This window comes from Micromonospora sp. L32 (assembly GCF_052068055.1).
Taxonomy (GTDB): domain Bacteria; phylum Actinomycetota; class Actinomycetes; order Mycobacteriales; family Micromonosporaceae; genus Micromonospora; species Micromonospora purpureochromogenes.
Genome location: NZ_JBQHDD010000002.1, coordinates 747,676 through 764,770, shown reverse-complemented (window position 1 = coordinate 764,770; position 17,095 = coordinate 747,676). Strand labels below are relative to the sequence as shown.

The 17,095-nt window shown below is 72.6% G+C and carries 13 protein-coding genes and 1 pseudogene; 7 read left to right on the top strand and 7 right to left on the bottom strand.

Translation table 11 applies throughout. The features are described 5' to 3' along the window. Positions 1–10: 10 nt before the first annotated feature. Complete coding sequence (locus ACTMTB_RS08235) at positions 11–994, bottom strand: EamA family transporter (protein ID WP_441143760.1); 984 nt, start codon at positions 992–994, stop codon at positions 11–13. A 282-nt stretch (positions 995–1,276) separates the two neighbouring features. On the opposite strand from ACTMTB_RS08235, the pseudogene ACTMTB_RS08230 reads away from it, so the two are divergent. From ACTMTB_RS08230 to ACTMTB_RS08220, 3 genes and pseudogenes are all read left to right on the top strand, one after another. Then, a pseudogene (locus tag ACTMTB_RS08230) lies at positions 1,277–1,765 on the top strand (LppU/SCO3897 family protein); the annotation flags it as partial. A 19-nt stretch (positions 1,766–1,784) separates the two neighbouring features. After that, complete coding sequence (locus ACTMTB_RS08225) at positions 1,785–2,411, top strand: LppU/SCO3897 family protein (RefSeq protein WP_441143758.1); 627 nt, start codon at positions 1,785–1,787, stop codon at positions 2,409–2,411. 131 nt (positions 2,412–2,542) lie between these two features. Then, on the top strand, positions 2,543–3,781 hold the full coding sequence (locus ACTMTB_RS08220; protein WP_441143756.1) for an AAA family ATPase: 1,239 nt from the start codon (positions 2,543–2,545) through the stop codon (positions 3,779–3,781). Between the two features lie 74 nt (positions 3,782–3,855). On the opposite strand, the gene ACTMTB_RS08215 is transcribed toward ACTMTB_RS08220, so the two are convergent. Further along, on the bottom strand, positions 3,856–4,401 hold the full coding sequence (locus ACTMTB_RS08215) for a GNAT family N-acetyltransferase (protein ID WP_441143754.1): 546 nt from the start codon (positions 4,399–4,401) through the stop codon (positions 3,856–3,858). A 135-nt stretch (positions 4,402–4,536) separates the two neighbouring features. Between ACTMTB_RS08215 and ACTMTB_RS08210 the strand changes: the two genes are divergently transcribed. Then, a complete protein-coding gene (locus ACTMTB_RS08210) occupies positions 4,537–5,082 on the top strand; it encodes a DoxX family protein (protein ID WP_280839098.1) in 546 nt (181 codons plus the stop codon). A 204-nt stretch (positions 5,083–5,286) separates the two neighbouring features. Continuing rightward, a complete protein-coding gene (locus ACTMTB_RS08205) occupies positions 5,287–6,729 on the top strand; it encodes a glycosyltransferase 87 family protein (RefSeq protein WP_441143751.1) in 1,443 nt (480 codons plus the stop codon). A 34-nt stretch (positions 6,730–6,763) separates the two neighbouring features. On the opposite strand, the gene ACTMTB_RS08200 is transcribed toward ACTMTB_RS08205, so the two are convergent. The 5 genes from ACTMTB_RS08200 to ACTMTB_RS08180 form a co-directional block, all read right to left on the bottom strand. After that, on the bottom strand, positions 6,764–7,195 hold the full coding sequence (locus ACTMTB_RS08200; protein ID WP_088964329.1) for a molybdenum cofactor biosynthesis protein MoaE: 432 nt from the start codon (positions 7,193–7,195) through the stop codon (positions 6,764–6,766). After that, complete coding sequence (locus tag ACTMTB_RS08195) at positions 7,192–8,451, bottom strand: molybdopterin molybdotransferase MoeA (protein WP_441143749.1); 1,260 nt, start codon at positions 8,449–8,451, stop codon at positions 7,192–7,194. Before ACTMTB_RS08195 ends, ACTMTB_RS08200 begins: the two co-directional genes overlap by 4 nt. A gap of 89 nt (positions 8,452–8,540) precedes the next feature. Beyond that, the gene (locus ACTMTB_RS08190; RefSeq protein WP_280839102.1) at positions 8,541–9,011 is read right to left on the bottom strand and encodes a MogA/MoaB family molybdenum cofactor biosynthesis protein; all 471 of its coding nucleotides are present in this window, start codon (positions 9,009–9,011) and stop codon (positions 8,541–8,543) included. Beyond that, complete coding sequence (moaC, locus tag ACTMTB_RS08185; RefSeq protein WP_154941095.1) at positions 9,008–9,499, bottom strand: cyclic pyranopterin monophosphate synthase MoaC; 492 nt, start codon at positions 9,497–9,499, stop codon at positions 9,008–9,010. The genes ACTMTB_RS08190 and moaC overlap by 4 nt, the downstream gene beginning before the upstream one ends. Before the next feature lie 239 nt (positions 9,500–9,738). After that, positions 9,739–12,753: a BTAD domain-containing putative transcriptional regulator gene (locus tag ACTMTB_RS08180; RefSeq protein ID WP_441143746.1), complete on the bottom strand. Its 3,015-nt coding sequence runs from the start codon at positions 12,751–12,753 to the stop codon at positions 9,739–9,741. Positions 12,754–13,276: 523 nt separating this feature from the next. Here ACTMTB_RS08180 and ACTMTB_RS08175 point away from each other — a divergent pair. Together ACTMTB_RS08175 and ACTMTB_RS08170 are read left to right on the top strand one after the other, a co-directional pair. Further along, complete coding sequence (locus ACTMTB_RS08175; protein WP_441143744.1) at positions 13,277–15,796, top strand: putative bifunctional diguanylate cyclase/phosphodiesterase; 2,520 nt, start codon at positions 13,277–13,279, stop codon at positions 15,794–15,796. After that, positions 15,793–17,088, top strand: a complete 1,296-nt coding sequence (locus tag ACTMTB_RS08170) for a glycosyltransferase 87 family protein (RefSeq protein WP_441143742.1) — start codon at positions 15,793–15,795, stop codon at positions 17,086–17,088. The genes ACTMTB_RS08175 and ACTMTB_RS08170 overlap by 4 nt, the downstream gene beginning before the upstream one ends. The last annotated feature ends 7 nt before the right edge of the window (positions 17,089–17,095 follow it).

The window sequence follows — 17,095 nt, the reverse complement described above, 5'->3', positions numbered from 1 at the left end:
GGCCGGGACGTTACCGGTGCGCAGGTTCCGCGGCTGCCCCGTCGGCGGGCTCCGCCGCCGGCCGCCGGGGTCGCTCCGTGCTCACCACCAGCGCCACGCCGGCCACGATCACCGCGCCGCCCAGCAGCACCTGCGCGGTGATCGGCTCGGCGACCAGCAGCGCGCCGAGCCCGACCGCGACGGCCGGGTTGACGTAGGCGTACGTGGCGACCAGTGAGATGGGCGCGTGGTGCAGCAGCCAGACGTACGCGGTGAAGGCCACCAGCGAGCCGGCCACCATCAGGTACGCCAGCGCCGCCCAGGACCGGCCCGTCACCTCGCCCGGCGAGAAGTCGCGCAGCTCGCCCCGAGCCAGGGCGACCACGGCGAGCGCCGCCGCGCCGGCGAACATCTCGTACACGGTGGCGACGAACGGGTCGCCGGGCACGGCCAGCCGACCGGACAGGAACGAGCCGACCGACCAGGAGGTGGCCGCGGCGACCACGGTGAGCGCGCCGGCCAGCGGCACCGCGCCCGTGCCGCCGGTGGGCAGCACCAGCAGCACCAGGCCGAGGAAGCCGAGCGTCACTCCGGCGAAGGTCCAACCGCGCGGTCGGTCGCCGGTGGCGGTGCGCAGCAGCACCACCAGCAGCGGGACGGTGGCCACCAGCAGCGCGGCGATGCCCGACGGCACGGCCACGCCGGGCGGACCCGCCTCGGCGAGCACCACCAGGCCGTTGCCGCCGGCCAGCAGCAGCACCCCGACCAGGGCGGCGGAGGCGAGCTGACGCCGGTCCACCCGCAACGCCCCCGGGCCGCGTCGCACCCGCAGGACGACGGCGAGCACCAGCCCGGCGGCGGCGAACCGGAGGGCGGCCGAGGCGAGCGGCGGCATGGACTCCACGGCGATCCGGATGCCGAGGTAGGTGGAGCCCCACAGGACGTAGACCAGCAGCAGCGCCGTCCAGATCAGGCCGGGCCGGGTGGGTGTCGCAATCGCGGGAGGTGAGCTCATCGGTGGACCACGCTACGGTGACCACGGCGTCGGTGTCCCGCACGGGTGTCCGGCCTCTCAGCAGCGAGTACGCAGGAGGCGTGCATGGCGAACTACGGGCCACCGGGTGGCGGCGCCCCGGAGCCTTGGGGCGGGCGACGCCCGGACGACGCGTACGGCGCCGCACCGGATCCGCACGGCCCGCCCGCGTGGGGCGAGCCGCACGCCCAGCAGCCGTACCCGCAGCCCGGGTGGGCGGCCACCGAGGTCCACCCGTCCACCGGGCCGTACCGGTCGGCCGGCCCCAGCGCGTACCTCGGCGATCCGACGCCGCCGCAGCCGAAGCGGGGTCGGGGTCCGCTGATCGCGGTGCTGGCCGTGCTGGCGGTGCTCGTCCTCGCCGGTGCCGCCACGCTGTGGTACCTGGCCGGCCGGGACGACGAACCGGCGTCGGACGCCGCGCCCACCGCCTCCACGGCGCCGAGCGCGGCGCTGCCCGGCCCGGGCGAACCGGCGCCGACCACCCCCGCGCCGGCCTCGTCCGCCGATCCGCGCTTCGTGAAGGCGGGGCAGTGCGTGCGCAACGAGGGTCCGGCGGGCGGCAAGCCCAAGCTGCTGATCAGCGACTGCGCCCCGAAGACGTACGAGGTGCTGCGGCGTTTCGACGGCGAGACCAGCGGTGAGAAGGACGCCGAGGCCAAGTGCGCCAACGTCACCGGCTACACCAACTGGTACTTCTTCGACAGCGAACTGGACACCCTCGACTTCGTCCTCTGCCTGAAGCAGCGCTGATCCCACCCCTGGGGAAGACATGGCATCCTTCGGACCACCCGGTCAGCCGGACGACCCGTACCAGCGACCCACCTCCGGCCCTGTCGGACCGCCACCACCCGCCCCGGGCGGCGGGTACCCCCCGCCGGGGCCGTTCCCGCCGGCCGGGCCCGTCCCGCAGTTCCACGCGCCACCACCCCCGGGGTACGCGCCGCCGCCGGCGCCCCCGCCCCGGCGCAACGGCGGCCGGATCGCCCTGGTCATCGGGCTGGTCGCGGTCCTGCTGCTCTGCCCCTGCCTCGGGCTGACCGGCTTCGCGGTGTGGCGGGCGACCAGCGCCGACGAGCCGTCGCCGACGGTGGTCACCTCGGCGAAACCGTCCGCGGCGGCGCCGGAGGAGCCGGGCACCGACCCGAGCACCGCCGAGTCCGCGGAGGGGATCGACGTGGCGGTGGGCGACTGCGTGGTCAACGACGGCACGGACGAGGAGGCCGAGCTGCGCGAGGTGCCCTGCGGCCCGGACACGTTCGAGGTGCTGCTGCGAATCCCGGCGACCACGGACGGGCAGCGGTGCCGAACCCTCTCGCCGAGGTCGACGGTCAACTACGTGCACGACAACCCGGTCGACCTCTTCGACTACGTGCTCTGCCTGCGGAAACACTCCTAGTAGGTCAATCTTGCCCTGTCTAGCGTCCATGCTAGACAGGGCAAGATTGCTGTCGAGGCGCGCAGACACGCCGGTAGCTCCGTCTATGCATCTCTAGTCCCCCGGCTAGACGGCCCGATACTCTGCGATGCGTGGATCCGGTCCGCAACCCGTACGCCCCCGGCGCCGGCCAGCGTCCGCCCGAGCTCGCCGGCCGGGGCCGGGAGCTGGACGTCTTCGACGTGGTCCTGGAACGCATCGCCCGGGGCCGCCCCGAGCGCAGCCTGATGCTCACCGGGCTGCGCGGCGTCGGCAAGACGGTGCTGCTGAACACCCTCCGCTCGCAGGCGATCAACCATCTCTGGGGCACCGGCAAGATCGAGGCCCGGCCGGACCAGTCACTGCGCCGGCCGGTCGCCGCCGCGCTGCACATGGCCGTCCGCGAGCTGGCTCCCCGGCACCGCGCCCCGGACCGGATCGACGCCTTCCTCGGCGTGCTCAAGGCATTCGCCCAGCGCTCCGCGCCCGCCGGGCGCGGTGCCGCCCCCAAGCTGCGCGACCGCTGGCAGCCCGGCATCGACGTGCCGGCGAGCAGCGGCCGGGCCGACTCCGGCGACATCGAGATCGACCTGGTCGAGCTGCTCAGCGACGCGGCCGGGGTGGCCGCCGACGTGGGCACCGGGATCGCCGTCTTCATCGACGAGATGCAGGACCTCGGCCCGGAGGACGTCTCCGCGCTCTGCGCCGCCTGCCACGAGCTGTCCCAGCTCGGCGCCCCGCTGATCGTGGTGGGCGCCGGCCTGCCGCACCTGCCGGCCGTGCTCAGCGCGGCCAAGTCCTACTCCGAACGGCTGTTCCGCTACCAGCGGATCGACCGCCTCGACCGGATCGCCGCCGACCAGGCGCTCTGCGCGCCGGCCGAGCGGGAGGAGGTCGAGTACGAGCAGAAGGCCCTCGACCTGCTCTACGAGAAGTCCGGCGGCTATCCCTACTTCGTCCAGGCGTACGGGAAGGCGACCTGGGACCACGCGCCCCGCTCGCCGATCACCGCGGCGGACGTGCGGGTGGCCGCTCCCGAGGCGGAGGCCGAACTGGCGGTCGGCTTCTTCGGCTCCCGGTTCGAGCGGGCCACCCCGGCCGAGCGCGAGTACATGCGCGCGATGGCGACGCTGTCCCTGGTGGAAGGGGAGGCCGACGGCGGCGGCCGGGACGACATGGACGCGGCCGTGCCGACCGCGGAGATCGCCCGGGCGCTCGGGCGCAAGCCGGCGAGCCTCTCCCCGGCCCGGGACGCGCTGATCAAGAAGGGCCTGATCTACTCCGGCGAGCGGGGCACGGTCGCCTTCACCGTCCCGCACTTCGGCCGCTACCTGCGCACCCAACCCGCCTGACCACCGCCGGCCGGGCCGGCTTCTGCGGCGGCACCCGGCGCACCACCGGTCACGTCGACGGGCGCCGGTGGCGGTCAGACGCGGGACCAGGGGGCCGGGAACACCACCTCACCGCGCGGCGGTGGTCCCTCGCCGCTGGTGCTCGGCGGCAGCGCCAGCGCCTGCCACGGCTCCCCCAGACCGGACCACGGGCTGGTCAGTCCCATTCGGTCCGCCCGGACGAACCCGAAGCGCCGGTAGTACGCGGGGTCGCCGAGCACCACCACCAGGCGCTCACCCAGCTCCGTCGCGGCGTCCAGCCCGGCCTGCACCGCCGCCGTGCCGTGGCCGACCCGCTGCCGGTGCGGGGCCACCGCGACCGGCCCGAGCGCCAACGCCGGAGCGCGGACGTCGTCGGACTGTACGAAGACCCGGCTGAGCAGGGCGTAGCCGACCACCTCGCCGCCGTACTCAGCCACCATCGCCAGCTCCGGGATCCACGCGTCGCTGTCGCGCAACTCGTCGACGAGCGCCACCTCGCCGGGGACCGCCGCGTCCGGGCGGGCGAAGGCGGCGGCCAGCACCATGCGGACCGGGGCGATGTCCGCCGGGTCCTCGGGTCGCAGCCGCAGGGTCGTCACCCGCGCGACGTTACCGGTCGGAGCACGTCCATCAGCAACGGTCGCTCGAATCGGCGTGGCGTCACGTCCATGTCGGAAGGTCCCGGATCGGCCGTTGCCGGGGTAGCGGACGCCCCGACGGGGTATGACTGATCCATGAAACCCGTGCGCTCCCTCGCCCGCGTCATGTTGAGCGGAATCTTCGTGATCAGCGGGGTCCGCAACTTCCAGCACCCCGAGCGCCTCGTGCCGGCCGCCCAGCCGCTCACCGACCGGGTCGCACCGTTGATCTCCAACGTCGCGCCGCAGCTTCCCACCGACACCACCACACTGGTCCGCGCCAATTCGGCGGTGCAGCTCGCCGCCGGCCTGATGCTGGCCACCGGGAGGTTCACCCGGCCGGCCGCGCTCGTGCTCGCCGGCACGCTGGTGCCGGTCACCATCGCCGGACATCCCTTCTGGAAGAACGACGACCCGGCGACGCGCAACAACAACCAGGTCCACTTCCTGAAGAACCTCGGGCTCTTCGGCGGCCTGCTGCTCGCCGCCGCCGACACCGAGGGAAAGCCGGGTCTGCGCTGGCGGGCCGGCCATCGCATCGGTCACTCTCGACGTTCCGTGACCCGCGCGGTGCGTACCGCCCGTCGGGAAGCGCGGATCGCCGCCCTCTCCGCGTCCACGGCCCGGCGACTTCCGGGCTGACCTGCGTCAATACGGCCATCACCCCCCGCAAGGCCGCGAATTACCTGAACCACCCCACTGCCGTTAACGCGGTGGAAATGTCAAAAACATGTGTGGGATCGGACACGGTCGCATAACGCGGGAGGCATCAACGTGAGGCGCCGTTCTAGGCTCCGTACCGGACCTGGACGGGTAGGACGACCTTGGTACGGGGGTGGCCACGCCATGCCGGCGATCGTCGGTAGACGGCTGGACCGCCTCGCCCCAGTCCGTCGCGCAACGCGTGGGATCGATCGTAGGACAGTCGTACGGACCGGCATCGTGGCCGCCGTCGCCTATGCCGCATGGCTCGCCATCGGTGCATTCGGGCGGCCGTACAACTTCTTCGACATGAAGATCTACCACGGCGCGGTGGTGTGGTGGGCGAGCGGTCACGAGCTGTACGAGTTCATCGCGCCGACCACCACCCTCGGTTTCACCTACCCGCCCTTCGCCGGCCTGATGATGCTGCCGATGGCGCGCCTGCCGGTCGAGGCGGCGGGCTGGATCAACGCGGCGGGCAGCATCGCCGCCCTCGCTCTCGTGCTGGCCGCGCTGCTGCGCCCGATCGTGGACCGGCTCGGCTGGCCGCTCTGGTTCACCGTGGGCATCGCGACGTCGATGTCCGTCGCCATCGAACCGGTCCGGGAGACCCTCGGGTACGGCCAGGTCAACGTGCTGCTCTTCGGGCTGATCATGGCCGACCTGATCGGGCTGCGCTGGCGGTCCCGGCGGGGCACCCACGGCCGCCCGGCCGACGGCCCGTTCGTGCGCTTCCTCTACAGCGGGGCGTGGGCCGGAATGGGCATCGGCCTGGCCACCGCCGTCAAGCTGACCCCGGCGCTCTTCATCGTCTACCTGCTGATCACCCGGCAGTGGCGGACGGCGGCCACCGCCGTCGGCACCACCATCGGCGTGACGCTGGGGACGTTCGCGCTGGTCGGTACGGAATCGCGGGCCTACTTCGGCGGCGTGCTCTGGCAGACCGAGCGGGTCGGCGCGGCCGACATGACCCCCAACCAGTCGCTGGCCGGCCTGCTCGCCCGGCTCTACGACTCGATCGAGACGCCCGGCCTGCTCTGGCTGTCGTTCTCGGTGCTGATCCTGGCCGTGGGGCTCTCCCGCGCCGCCACCGCCCGGGCCGACGGCGACGAGTTGACCGCGTTCACCCTGGTCGGGCTGACCGCCAACGTGATCAGCCCGATCTCCTGGACGCACCACCTGGTCTGGGTCATCCCGGCAATCGTCGTGCTCGCCGACGCCGCCGTACGCCGTCGCGAGGCGAGCCGGGGCCTGGCGGCGCGCGCCGGCCAGGCGTCGTCGTACGGGGGGCCGCCCGGGGTGAACGGGCTGCGCCCGCCGATCTGGTACCCGACGCTGACCGGCCTGCGGCACGCCGTCGCGGCGGCGGGGCTCTACCTGCTCTTCCTCGTCTCGCCCATCTGGCCGTACGAGCACCAGCTTCCCGAGGTGTCGCACTACCAGGACGGGCTCTTCGGCGCGCTGATGGAGAACTCCCTCGCGCTGGCGCTGATCGTGCTGGTCGCCGCGCTGCCCTGGCGCCCCGGCGCCGAGCCGGCCTTCTACACCGACCGCCTGGCCCGCACCGCCACCACCGCCCGCCGCTGACCGCCACCGGCCCGGATCATGAGGGCCGGAGCGGTCAGGGGCAGTTGACCCATTCCTCGGTGCCGTCGGTGAAGACCTGGCGTTTCCAGATCGGCAGGCGCGCCTTGACCTCGTCGACCAGACGGGCGCAGGCCTCGAAGGCCGCAGCGCGGTGCGCGGTGCTGACCGCGGCGACCAGTGCCACGTCGCCGATCTCCAGCCGGCCGACCCGGTGCGACACCGCGACCGCGTACACCTCGGGTTCGGCGGCGATCTCGGCGGCGACCTCGCGCAGCACGTCGGCGGCGCTCGGGTGGCCCTCGTACTCCAGCAGGGTGACCCGACGGCCGTGGTCGTGGTCGCGGACCACGCCCTGGAAGGAGACCACCGCGCCGGCCCGCCGGTCGGCGACCGCGGCCTCGTGCGCGGCGAGGTCGAGCGGCTGGTCGGTGACCGCGAGGACGGCCACCGTCGGGTCGGCGGTCACCACGAGCGCTCCCCGGGCAGCAGCGGCAGCGGTACGACCGGCACCCGCGCCCCGGCCTCGCCGGTGGTGCCCGGACGGATCACCGCGAACCCGTCGGCGCCGGCCAGCCCGCGCAGCATCGCCGAGCCGACGTGGCGCACCGGGTGGGCGGTGCCGGCGGCCCGGTCCAGGCGGACCAGGGCCAGATGCGTGTAGTCGCCCCGACCGGGCACCGGCTCGGCGAGCGTGGCGTGCGGCAGCACCGGCATCGGTCGGCCGGTCAGCCCGGCGAGCAGCGGCGCGACCAGCGAGACCAGGGCGACGATCGCGGACTGCGGGTTGCCCGGCAGCCCGGCGACGAAGCGGACCCGTCCGTCGGCGCCGGCGAGCCGGGCCAGCAGCATCGGGAAGCCCGGCCGGACCGCCACGGTGTTGACCACGTAGTCCGCGCCGAGCGCCTCCAGGGTGGGATGCAGGTGGTCGACCGGACCGTGCATCGTCCCGCCGGTGGTGCAGACCAGGTCGGCGTTGGCCAGCGCGGACCGCAGCGCCGCCACGTGGGCGGGGAGGGTGTCCGCCACCGGGCCGACCACGTCGGAGGAGCGCACCTGGCAGCCGTACCGGCGCAGCCAGGCCGGCACGGCCGGGCCGAGCGCGTCGCGTACCCGGCCGGCGCCGGGCGGGCCGGCGGTCAGCAGCTCGTCGCCGAAGACCAGCAGCGCGGCCCGGGGCTGCCGGCGCACCGCCAGCTGATCGTGGCCGCAGGAGGCGGCCAGGCCGATCAGCGCCGGGTCGACCGGGGTGCCGGCGGGGAGCAGTTCCTCACCCGCGTACGCCTCCTCGCCCGGCTCCCGCCACTCCGGGTGGGGCCGGGGCGTGCCGGTCACCCGTCCGTCGGCGGTACGGCTCGACTCCTCGATCCGGAGCACGGCGGTGGCGCCCTCGGGGACCATCGCGCCGGTGGCGATCTCGACGGTGGTGCCGTCGGCGGTCAGCGGGGGCGGGGTGTTGCCCGCCAGCACCCGTCCGACGACGTCCCAGGGGCCCTCGCCACGCACCGCCCAGCCGTCGACGCTGGAGGTCGGGAAGGCGGGCAGGTCGGTCCGCGTGGTCAGCGGCTCGGCGAGGGTGTGCCCGTCGGTGTCGGCCAGCGGCCGCCGGACCGCGGGGAGCGCGGCGGCGAGGCCGACCGCGTACACCCGGGAGCGAGCCTCCTCCCAACCGGCCGGCGGCGGTGCCGCGACCTGTGCCGCGGCGGCGGCGGTTTCCGTGCTCACCGGGGGCCTCCGTTCACCGACTGCGGTGCGCGCGTCACGTCCGCGCGCTCACCGGGCGAGCCTATCGCCGTGGACTCCGGACCGGGGCGTCAGTGGTCGCCGCCGCGCAGCTGCTCGACGGCGTGGACGAGGATCGGGCCGAGCACGGCGAGGCCGTCCCGCGCGCCGCCGGTCGACCCGGGCAGGTTGACCACGAGCATCCGGCCCGCCACCCCGGCCAGCCCTCTCGACAGCGCGGAGGTGGGGACCCGGTCGCGGCTGTGCGCCCGGATCGCCTCGGCGATGCCGGGGATCTCGTAGTCGAGCAGCGCGCGGGTCACGTCGGGCGTCCGGTCGGTGGGGGTGATCCCGGTGCCCCCGCTGGTCAGCACCACGTCGATCCCGTCGGCCAGGGCGCTGCGCAACGCCTCGCCCACCGGCTCGCCGTCGGGAACCACCACCGGCTCGTCGACGGCGCAGCCCAGCTCACGCAGGCCCGCGACGAGCAGGGGGCCGCTGGTGTCGGCGTAGACGCCGGCGGCGGCCCGGTTGGAGGCGACCACCACCCGGGCCCGGATCACGGCCGATCCTCCGGGCGGACCCACTCGCCGGTCTTGCCGCCCTCCTTGCGGAGCACCCGCACCGCGTCGACGGAGGCGGCCGGGTCGACCGCCTTGACCATGTCGACCAGGGCCAGCCCGGCCACCGCCACGGCGGTCAGCGCCTCCATCTCCACGCCCGTCCGGTCCGCGGTCCGCGCGGTGGCGGTGATCTCGACGGTGTCCCCGGTGAGCCGCAGGTCGACCGTCACGCCGTGCAGCGCGATCGGATGGCAGAGCGGGATCAGGTCGGGGGTGCGCTTGGCGCCCATGATGCCGGCGAGCCGACCGACCGCCAGCGCGTCGCCCTTGGGCAGGCCGTCGCGGCGGAGCAGGTCGACCACCTCGGCGGTGGTGCGCAACCGGCCGGCGGCCACGGCGAGCCGGCCGCTGACCGGCTTGGCGGAGACGTCGACCATGCGGGCCGCGCCCGCCGGGTCGACGTGGGTGAGCTGCGCGGGATCGGTCACGACCGCAGCCTATCCGCCGGGTACGACCGGGACGCACCACGAGTTCGGGAGGAGCACAGCCGGGTGCCCTGGCCGTACTCCTCCCTCACCTACCCGTCCGTCACCGTCGCTGGGAAAACCGTGACGCACGGGGGCATCGTCGGTCTGGTCCTGACACGGCCAGCACCTCCCCCGTTCACCGACGTGCGGGACGTTATCGAGGGCGGCGACAAGAAACCGATAAGCAGTGACAGGGCAACTCAAGCAATGCTCGCACTGCCCTTGGGATCCAGAAGGCGGCGCACCTCAAATCGCTCAGGCACGCCCATCCGGTCAAAGATCATCAACGCCCGCTGCCGGTACCGCCGAGCCTCAGCAGGTTTCGTCGACTCGAGATGGTCGGCCAGGCCAGCGAGCGCCCGCCCCTGCTCGTACGGATGACGTATGGCGGTCGCGAGTGCCAGCGCTTGCCGCCGCGTCTCGGTCGCCTCCTTCACCCGCCCGAGTTGGGCAAGCGTGCAAGCCATTTCATTGAGTGCCTCGGCCTCCACCTGACGCTCGCCCGAACCGCGTGCCGTCTCCAGGGCGGCGGCGTGGTGGCTCAGCGCCTCGTCCATCCTGCCGAGTTGCCGGTACGTGCCAGCCAGATCGTTCAACGTCTCGGCACGGCCATACCCGTTGCCGGTGCGCTCCCGCAGCGCCAACGACGCCCGCAGCAGCCGCTCAGCCTGCCGGTCCTGCCCCAACCGATACCGCACCCCGCCCAGGTGACCGAGGGCGTTGGAGATGTGGAAGTAGTTTTGTCGATGTCGTGCGATCTGCAGATTGAGCCGGTGAACCGCCATAGCGTCGTCGTACCTGCCCAGTGAGCGTAGGATCAGACCCACGTTGGGCAGGAAGAACATGCTGTCCATCGTGCTGTCCCGCAGGAGCGCAAGGTGAATGTCGAGCGCGGCGGTGAGGTGTCCCATCAGCCAGAAGACCACACCGAGGTTGACCCGGGCCTGGTTGGTGCCGTCTCTGTCGCCCAGGCTCACCCGGATCGCCACGACCTCCTCCAAGTGACCGCGTGCCTCCCGGTAGGAACCCGTGCGGACGCAGGCCGAAGCCAGGTAGTTGTGCATGAGGGCAACCGCCGCGCGGTCATCCAGCCGTCGAGCCGCTGCCAGTCCCGCGCCATGAGTGGCGGCAATGTCATCGAAGTAACCACGCAGGTAGAAGAACCGCCATCCGGATCGGGCCAACCGCCATGACAGGCGGTCGAGCCCCTGCTGTCCGGCCAGGCGCACCAGCGCCTCGATGTTGTGACGCTGCGACTCGATCCATTCAAGATCGCCAGGTCGGCGTACCGACAGTAGGTCCGGCCGTGACGGATCGGAGAGGCGGAGCTGACCGCGCAGTCTGCCGGATTCCAGTGGCTCGACCACCCGTGCGACCGAATGCACCATATGTTCCACCAGACCCTCGACCGCGTCCCGTCGCCTCGGCGTGGGATCGGTATGGAGAGCAAGCTGGACGGAGTACCGGCGCATGAGGTCGTGGAGTCGGTAACGACCGTTCCTGACCTCCTCCACCAGGTGACGGTCCACCAACTCGTCCAGCACGTCAGCCGCATCTTGAAGCGGGAGATCTGTCAATGCGGCGGTCATCGCCACATCGAGGTGGTCCCCGGAGTGCAGGCCGATTGTCCGGAAAACCCTCTTTGCGCGCTCGTCCAGTGGTTCGTAAGACGCCGCGAAAGCGTCCACCACCGTGCTGTCCTCCGCCTTGAACTGCGGTAGGAGGTGGGGCTGTTCGGTGAGCCGACGCACCATGTCCTTCATGAGCCAGGACGGCCGGTGCGCCATCCGGGTGCCGGCCAGTCGAATGGCGAGCGGCAGGTGCCCGCAAAGTCGGGCGACTTCCGCCGCCCCGGCGGGATCCGCTTTGACGCGCTCAGCTCCCACCACCGCTGTCAGCAGCATGAGGGATTCCTGCTCCGACAGCACAGGCAGCGACACCGGTGGCCGGCCGCCCGAGGCCAGCAGCCTACGGCGGGTCGTGATCATGACGAGAACGTCCCCCCTGACCGGCAGCAGGGGTTCCACCTGCCGACTGTCAGCGGCGTTGTCGAGGATTACGACGACCCGCCGAGAGGCCAGTTGACGCCGCCAGAGCTCCACCCGCTCGGGGAGCTCCGCCGGTATCCGCCCGGCGGGCACCCCGAGCTGACGGAGCAGCGTCACCAGGGCCGCCGCCGGGGTGACGGGCGTATCGTCGGCATGCCCGCGCAGATCTGTGAAGAGCTGTCCGTTCGGGTAACGATTCGCGAGCCGGGCAGCCACGTGGACGGCGAGGGATGTCTTGCCGCTGCCCGCCATGCCGTCGATCACCTGGATCGATGGATCGGTCCCGTCGGGAGGCGGTACCTCCTTCAGGATCCGAACCACCATCTCGTCCCGACCGACGAAGTCCGGTACGGCGCGTGGTAGCCAGCTGACGGACGGACGATCCCCGGCGGGCACCGCGCCTGAACCATCCGACGCACTTACCGGCTCCCGTTTCCGCAGGTCCCGATGGAGTTCTTGCAGCTCCGGCCCCGGCTCGATGCCTAGGTGCTCCAGCAGGGCCTGCCGGGCGTTGAGGTAGGCCGACATGGCGCCGGTCACGTCGCCGGACTGCCGTAGCGCCCGTACCAGGAGAAGCTGAGCCTGTTCCCGGATCGGATGGATGCTCACCAGTTCACGCAACAGCGGGATGGCCCTCTCCGGTCGGGCCGAGGCGAGATGCAGTTCCGCCAGGAACTCAACGGCATCGAGGCGCTCCTCCTCGGCCTGTGTCCGTCGTGCGGCGAGCACCGGACCGAGCGGTAGTCCGGCGAATGGTTCGCCCCGCCACCGATCCAGCCCGCGGGTGAGACTTGCCACCGCCAGATCAGGGTCGCCACCTCGGGCGGCTTCCCGAGCGTGGTGGAACTCGGTCGACGCACGCATGAGGTCAATGCGCTCCGGGGCGACGCCCAACCTGTAGCCACCGCCCTCTCGGATAAGGAGATCGGTTCCGTTATCGGCGGCCCGGAACGCCCGACGGAGGCTGGCGGCGTAACTGCGTACGTTGGCGACGGCGGATGGGGGTGGACCGTCGGGCCACAACTCGTCGACCAGATCCTCTACAGTCACCAGTCGCCCGGTTCGCATGACCAGCAGGGCAAGTACGGTCCGCTGCTTGGGCGTGCCCAGGTTTACTCGGTCGCCCTTGATCAGCGCCTCAAGATTACCCAGGACTCGAATCTCCACCAGATCCTCGATGACTCCTCCCCACGTGCTCGAATGGTCACTCTACGAGAGAGTGGACCGGGTGGGACGATGCAAGTCCTGCACATCCCATTGCCTGCCCGGATGATCGGCATACCGTCCATGTCACCCTGCAGCAGCCAGGAGTTGGTCCGATCCGTCGATGGAATCGGAAGCGCGCAAGGTCAGACTGAAGGTGGTTCGCAAACGGCAGTGCTGCGCCAGCGACCGGCGAAGGCTCGGGTATTTGCCGCAAGACTACGTACGAGGCGTACGCGCTCCGCATTTAGCTCGTGGACACAACGTTACAAATCACTCCGACTTCGCTGATATCGCGCATACCGACATTCATCAGTGCAGGAGAGTGCCAACCGTCCCTTAAGCTCCCCCCATTGGTGCACGAGAACAACGGCGCTGGGGGTCATGATGACATCGCACGAATGGACCTGAGCAAAGTCCTGCAACCAGATCGAGAGCAGTAAGCTTGCGGAGCGCATAACCATCGGTTACTGAATGAGGTCGATGGGTGACTCCACAACGACGGAGTGATGGGACCGATCGGCGGCTGCTGCCGCTAGTCGGTCTCGTCGTCTTTTTGGCGGCCGTCTCCACCATCGTGTCGGCCGTTCGTCTCGCCAACGACGAACCCAGGGTCGGCCCCGTCACCTGGCTGGCCCTGATCTCGCTTGTCGCCGCCGGCTTCACCGTCAAGGTGCGTATCCGGATCAGAGCCAACAACCACGACATCGCGTGGACCGAGACGGCAATCGTCATCGGCCTCACCGTGGCCCCGACCTCGACCGTGGTCCTCGCCACGGGCTGCGCCCTCGTCCTGGTGACCACCCTCGCTCGAATCCCCGCCATCCGGGCCGCCTTCGGCGTCGGAAAGAACATGCTGGTGGCGACGGCGGCGGGCACGGTGCTGCACGCGAGCGGCTGGCAGGTGGGCGAAGAGAGCGTGCTGGCCACGATCCTGCCGCTGTCCGTCGCCTATCTGACCGCCGTACTGCTGGACGAGCTGGTCGCACTGCCGGTCATCGCGATCGCCTCCGGTGAACGGGTACGGGAACTGTTCCGGGAGGATTGGGAACTCCGGCTCGCCTTTGCGATGGGCCGACTGGTGGTGGTCCTCGGGACGTTCCTCATCCTGCGCGGCGACAGCCGCCTACTCATCGCCGTGCCACCCCTGATGCTCAGCCTCCACCTGCTGTACTCCAACCGGGTCAAGGCCCGCACCGAGCAGCAGGCCTGGCAGCGCCTCGCCCGCACCACGGACGCGCTGAACGTCGTCGACCTGGACACGGTCCTCACCACCGCCGTCACCCAGGCCGCCGAACTCTTCTCCGCGGACGAGGTCGAGATAGAGCTGCGCGACGGCGCCCGCGCGGTCCGGGGTACCAGAGGTGGCATCGGTTACGACGGGCCCGCCGGGAACCCGAGCAGCGTCCAGGGCTCCGCCGTCTCCGCACCGTTGGAGGGGCACGACGGCAGCGCCGACGTGGGGGTGCTGCGGCTGCGCTTCCGGGGACCGGTCCAGCTCTCCGAGCGGGAGCAGTACACGCTGCGCACCTTCGCCTCGGCGCTCTGCACCGCCGTCCGCAACGCCCAGGCGTACGCCGAACTGGCCCGGGTGGCCGCCGAACACGCGCACGCCGCCACCCACGACGCGCTGACCGGTCTGGCCAACCGGCGGCAACTGCTGGAGCGCGGCACCGAGCAGCTCAGCACCCGGCACGCCGAGGGGGTGACCGCGCTGGTGCTGATCGACCTCAACCACTTCAAGGAGGTCAACGACACCCTCGGCCACGCCGCCGGCGACCAGGTGCTGATGCAGGTCGCCGACCGGTTGCGGGCCGCCGCCCAGGCCGAGGACCTGGTGGCCCGCCTCGGCGGCGACGAGTTCGCCGTACTGCTGCGCGGACTGCCCGCCCCGGCGGTCGCCGCGCACCGGGCGGAGGCGCTGATCGGCGCCCTGCACCAGCCGTTGGACGTCGACGGCATGCGGATCAGCGTCGAGGCCAGCGGGGGCATCGCCGTGGCCCCGGCCAGCGGCGGCATGCCGGAGCTGCTGCGCCGCGCAGACGTGGCGATGTACCAGGCCAAGCGGGCCGGTCAGCGGGTCTCCACGTACGCGCCGACCCGCGACACCGCCGACCTCGGCCGGCTCACCCTCGGCGGCGAGCTGCCCCGGGCGGTGGCCGACCACGAGTTCACCGTCAACTTCCAGCCCATCGTGGACCTGGCCAGCGGTGAGGTCACCGGCGCGGAGGCGCTGGCCCGGTGGCACCACCCGACCCACGGCATGATCGACCCACTGCGCTTCCTGGAGGCGGTGGAACGCTCCGGCCTGCTCCCCGCGTTCGCCGAGGCGATCCTCGACCAGGCGCTGCTCGCCGCCGTGAGCTGGCGGGCGGCCGGCTTCGACCTGCCGGTCTCGGTCAACGTCTCCCCACGCAGCCTGCTCGACGCCCGCTTCCCCGGCGCGGTGCTGGCCCGGCTGCGCGCCCACGACCTCCCGCCCGACCGGCTGGTCCTGGAGCTGACCGAGACGCTGACACTGAGCCAGCTCGACGTGGTCGACCGGGTGCTCAGCCGGCTGCGCGACTCCGGCGTCCGGCTGGCGCTGGACGACTTCGGCACCGGCTACTCCTCGCTCTCCCTGCTCTCCCGCATCCCGGTGCACGAGCTGAAGATCGACCGCAGCTTCGTCACCGCGATGGAGGGCTCGGCGGAGGCCGCCGCGGTCATCCGCTCGACCCTCGACCTCGGCCGCAGCCTCGACCTCACCGTGGTCGCCGAGGGAGTGGAGAGCGAGCCGCAGCGCCGGGCGCTCTGGGAGCTGGGCTGCGCCGCCGGCCAGGGCCACCTCTTCGCCCGTCCGCTGCCGTCCGGCAGTCTCCTCGCCGCCCTGCAACGCGGCTCGGGCGGCCGGCCCGGCACCCTGGTCCCGCCGCTGCACGACACCGGCGCGGTCATCCGCCTCGCCCCCGGCCGCCGCCAGCCCGGCCGGAGCCGGCCGACGGGTCTGCCACACTTGCCGGCGTGACCGCCGCCTCCCGCACCTGGCGCGCCCTGGACTCCACCGCCGGCGGCCTCGCCCTCGACCTCGGCCTCTACACGGTCTCCGCCGCCTTCGCCGCGGTCACCGCCGCCACCTCCACCCTGTCACCGCACCGGGCCTGGGGGAGCGTCGCCGCCGTCGGCTACCTGCTCGCCGCGCTGCTGGTCGCCGGTCAGCTCCTGCTCCGAGGCCGCCGCCCCGAGCTGGCCGGGGTGCCGGCGCGCTCGGCGGTCACCGCGCTGACCTGGGCGACCACCGCCCTGCTGCCGCTGGTGATCCAGAGCATCCAGCGGGCGTCGGGGCGTACCGACCGGGCTCAGGAGGAGGTGGTGGTCGTCGAGCACGCCGGCATCCGGCTCGCCGAGCACGGCACCCCCTACCTGGGGCCCGACGCGATCGCCGCGCTCCCCGCCGACGAACGGCTGCTCGGCTACACGCCGTACCAGCCGGGGATGGCGCTGTTCGGGCTGCCCCGGGCCGGCGTGGACGCCTGGTGGACCGACTCCCGGGTGTGGTTCGCGCTGGTCACCGCGCTGGCGCTGGCCGTCGCGGTGGTCGCGCTGCGCGCCGCCGGCCGCCCCTCGGCGGGCCGCCCCCACCCGGTGGCGGTGCTGCACGGCGTACAGGCCGCGACCGTGCTGCCGATCTGCGCCCTCACCCTCGCCACCGGCGGCGACGACCTGCCCGTACTCGCGCTCTGCCTGCTGGCGCTGGCGTGCGCCGCCGCCGGCCGGCCCGGCGCGGCCGGCGTGGCGGTCGGGCTCGCCGGCGCGTTGAAGCTCTTCGCCTGGCCGGTCGCCCTGGTCCTGATCTTCTGGGGCGCCACCCGGCGGGCCGGGCTCCGGGTCGCCGTCGGCGCGCTCGGCCTGCCGGTGCTCGCCCTGGTGCCGGCGGTACTGGTCGACCGGGACGCGCTGGTGGAGAACGTGCTGCGGTTCCCGCTCGGCCACGGGCTGGTGACCAGCCCCGCCCAGTCCCCCTTCCCCGGGCACCTGATCGCGACCGGGCTGCCCGGCGGCCGGGTGATCGCCGCGACGCTGCTCGTCGCCGCCGGCGTGGCGATCGCCTTCCGACTGCTGCGCCGCCCACCCGGCACCGCCACCGCCACCGCGCTGATCTGCGGATACGGCCTGCTGGTGGCCATCCTGCTGATGCCCACCACCCGCTTCGGCTACCTGCTCTACCCGCTCGCCCTGCTCGTCTGGGCACCCGCGCTGGCCGGACAGCCGACCACCGTTTCGCCGGAGTCGCCGACACCGGCCCTCCCCAGGGCGTAGACCTGAG

Excerpts from the sequence above, each read along its gene's own strand:
- ACTMTB_RS08235 (WP_441143760.1), bottom strand. The coding sequence starts at position 994 with ATGAGCTCACCTCCCGCGATTGCGACACCCACCCGGCCCGGCCTGATC.
- ACTMTB_RS08225 (WP_441143758.1), top strand. The coding sequence starts at position 1,785 with ATGGCATCCTTCGGACCACCCGGTCAGCCGGACGACCCGTACCAGCGA.
- ACTMTB_RS08210 (WP_280839098.1), top strand. The coding sequence starts at position 4,537 with ATGAAACCCGTGCGCTCCCTCGCCCGCGTCATGTTGAGCGGAATCTTC.
- ACTMTB_RS08205 (WP_441143751.1), top strand. The coding sequence starts at position 5,287 with ATGCCGGCGATCGTCGGTAGACGGCTGGACCGCCTCGCCCCAGTCCGT.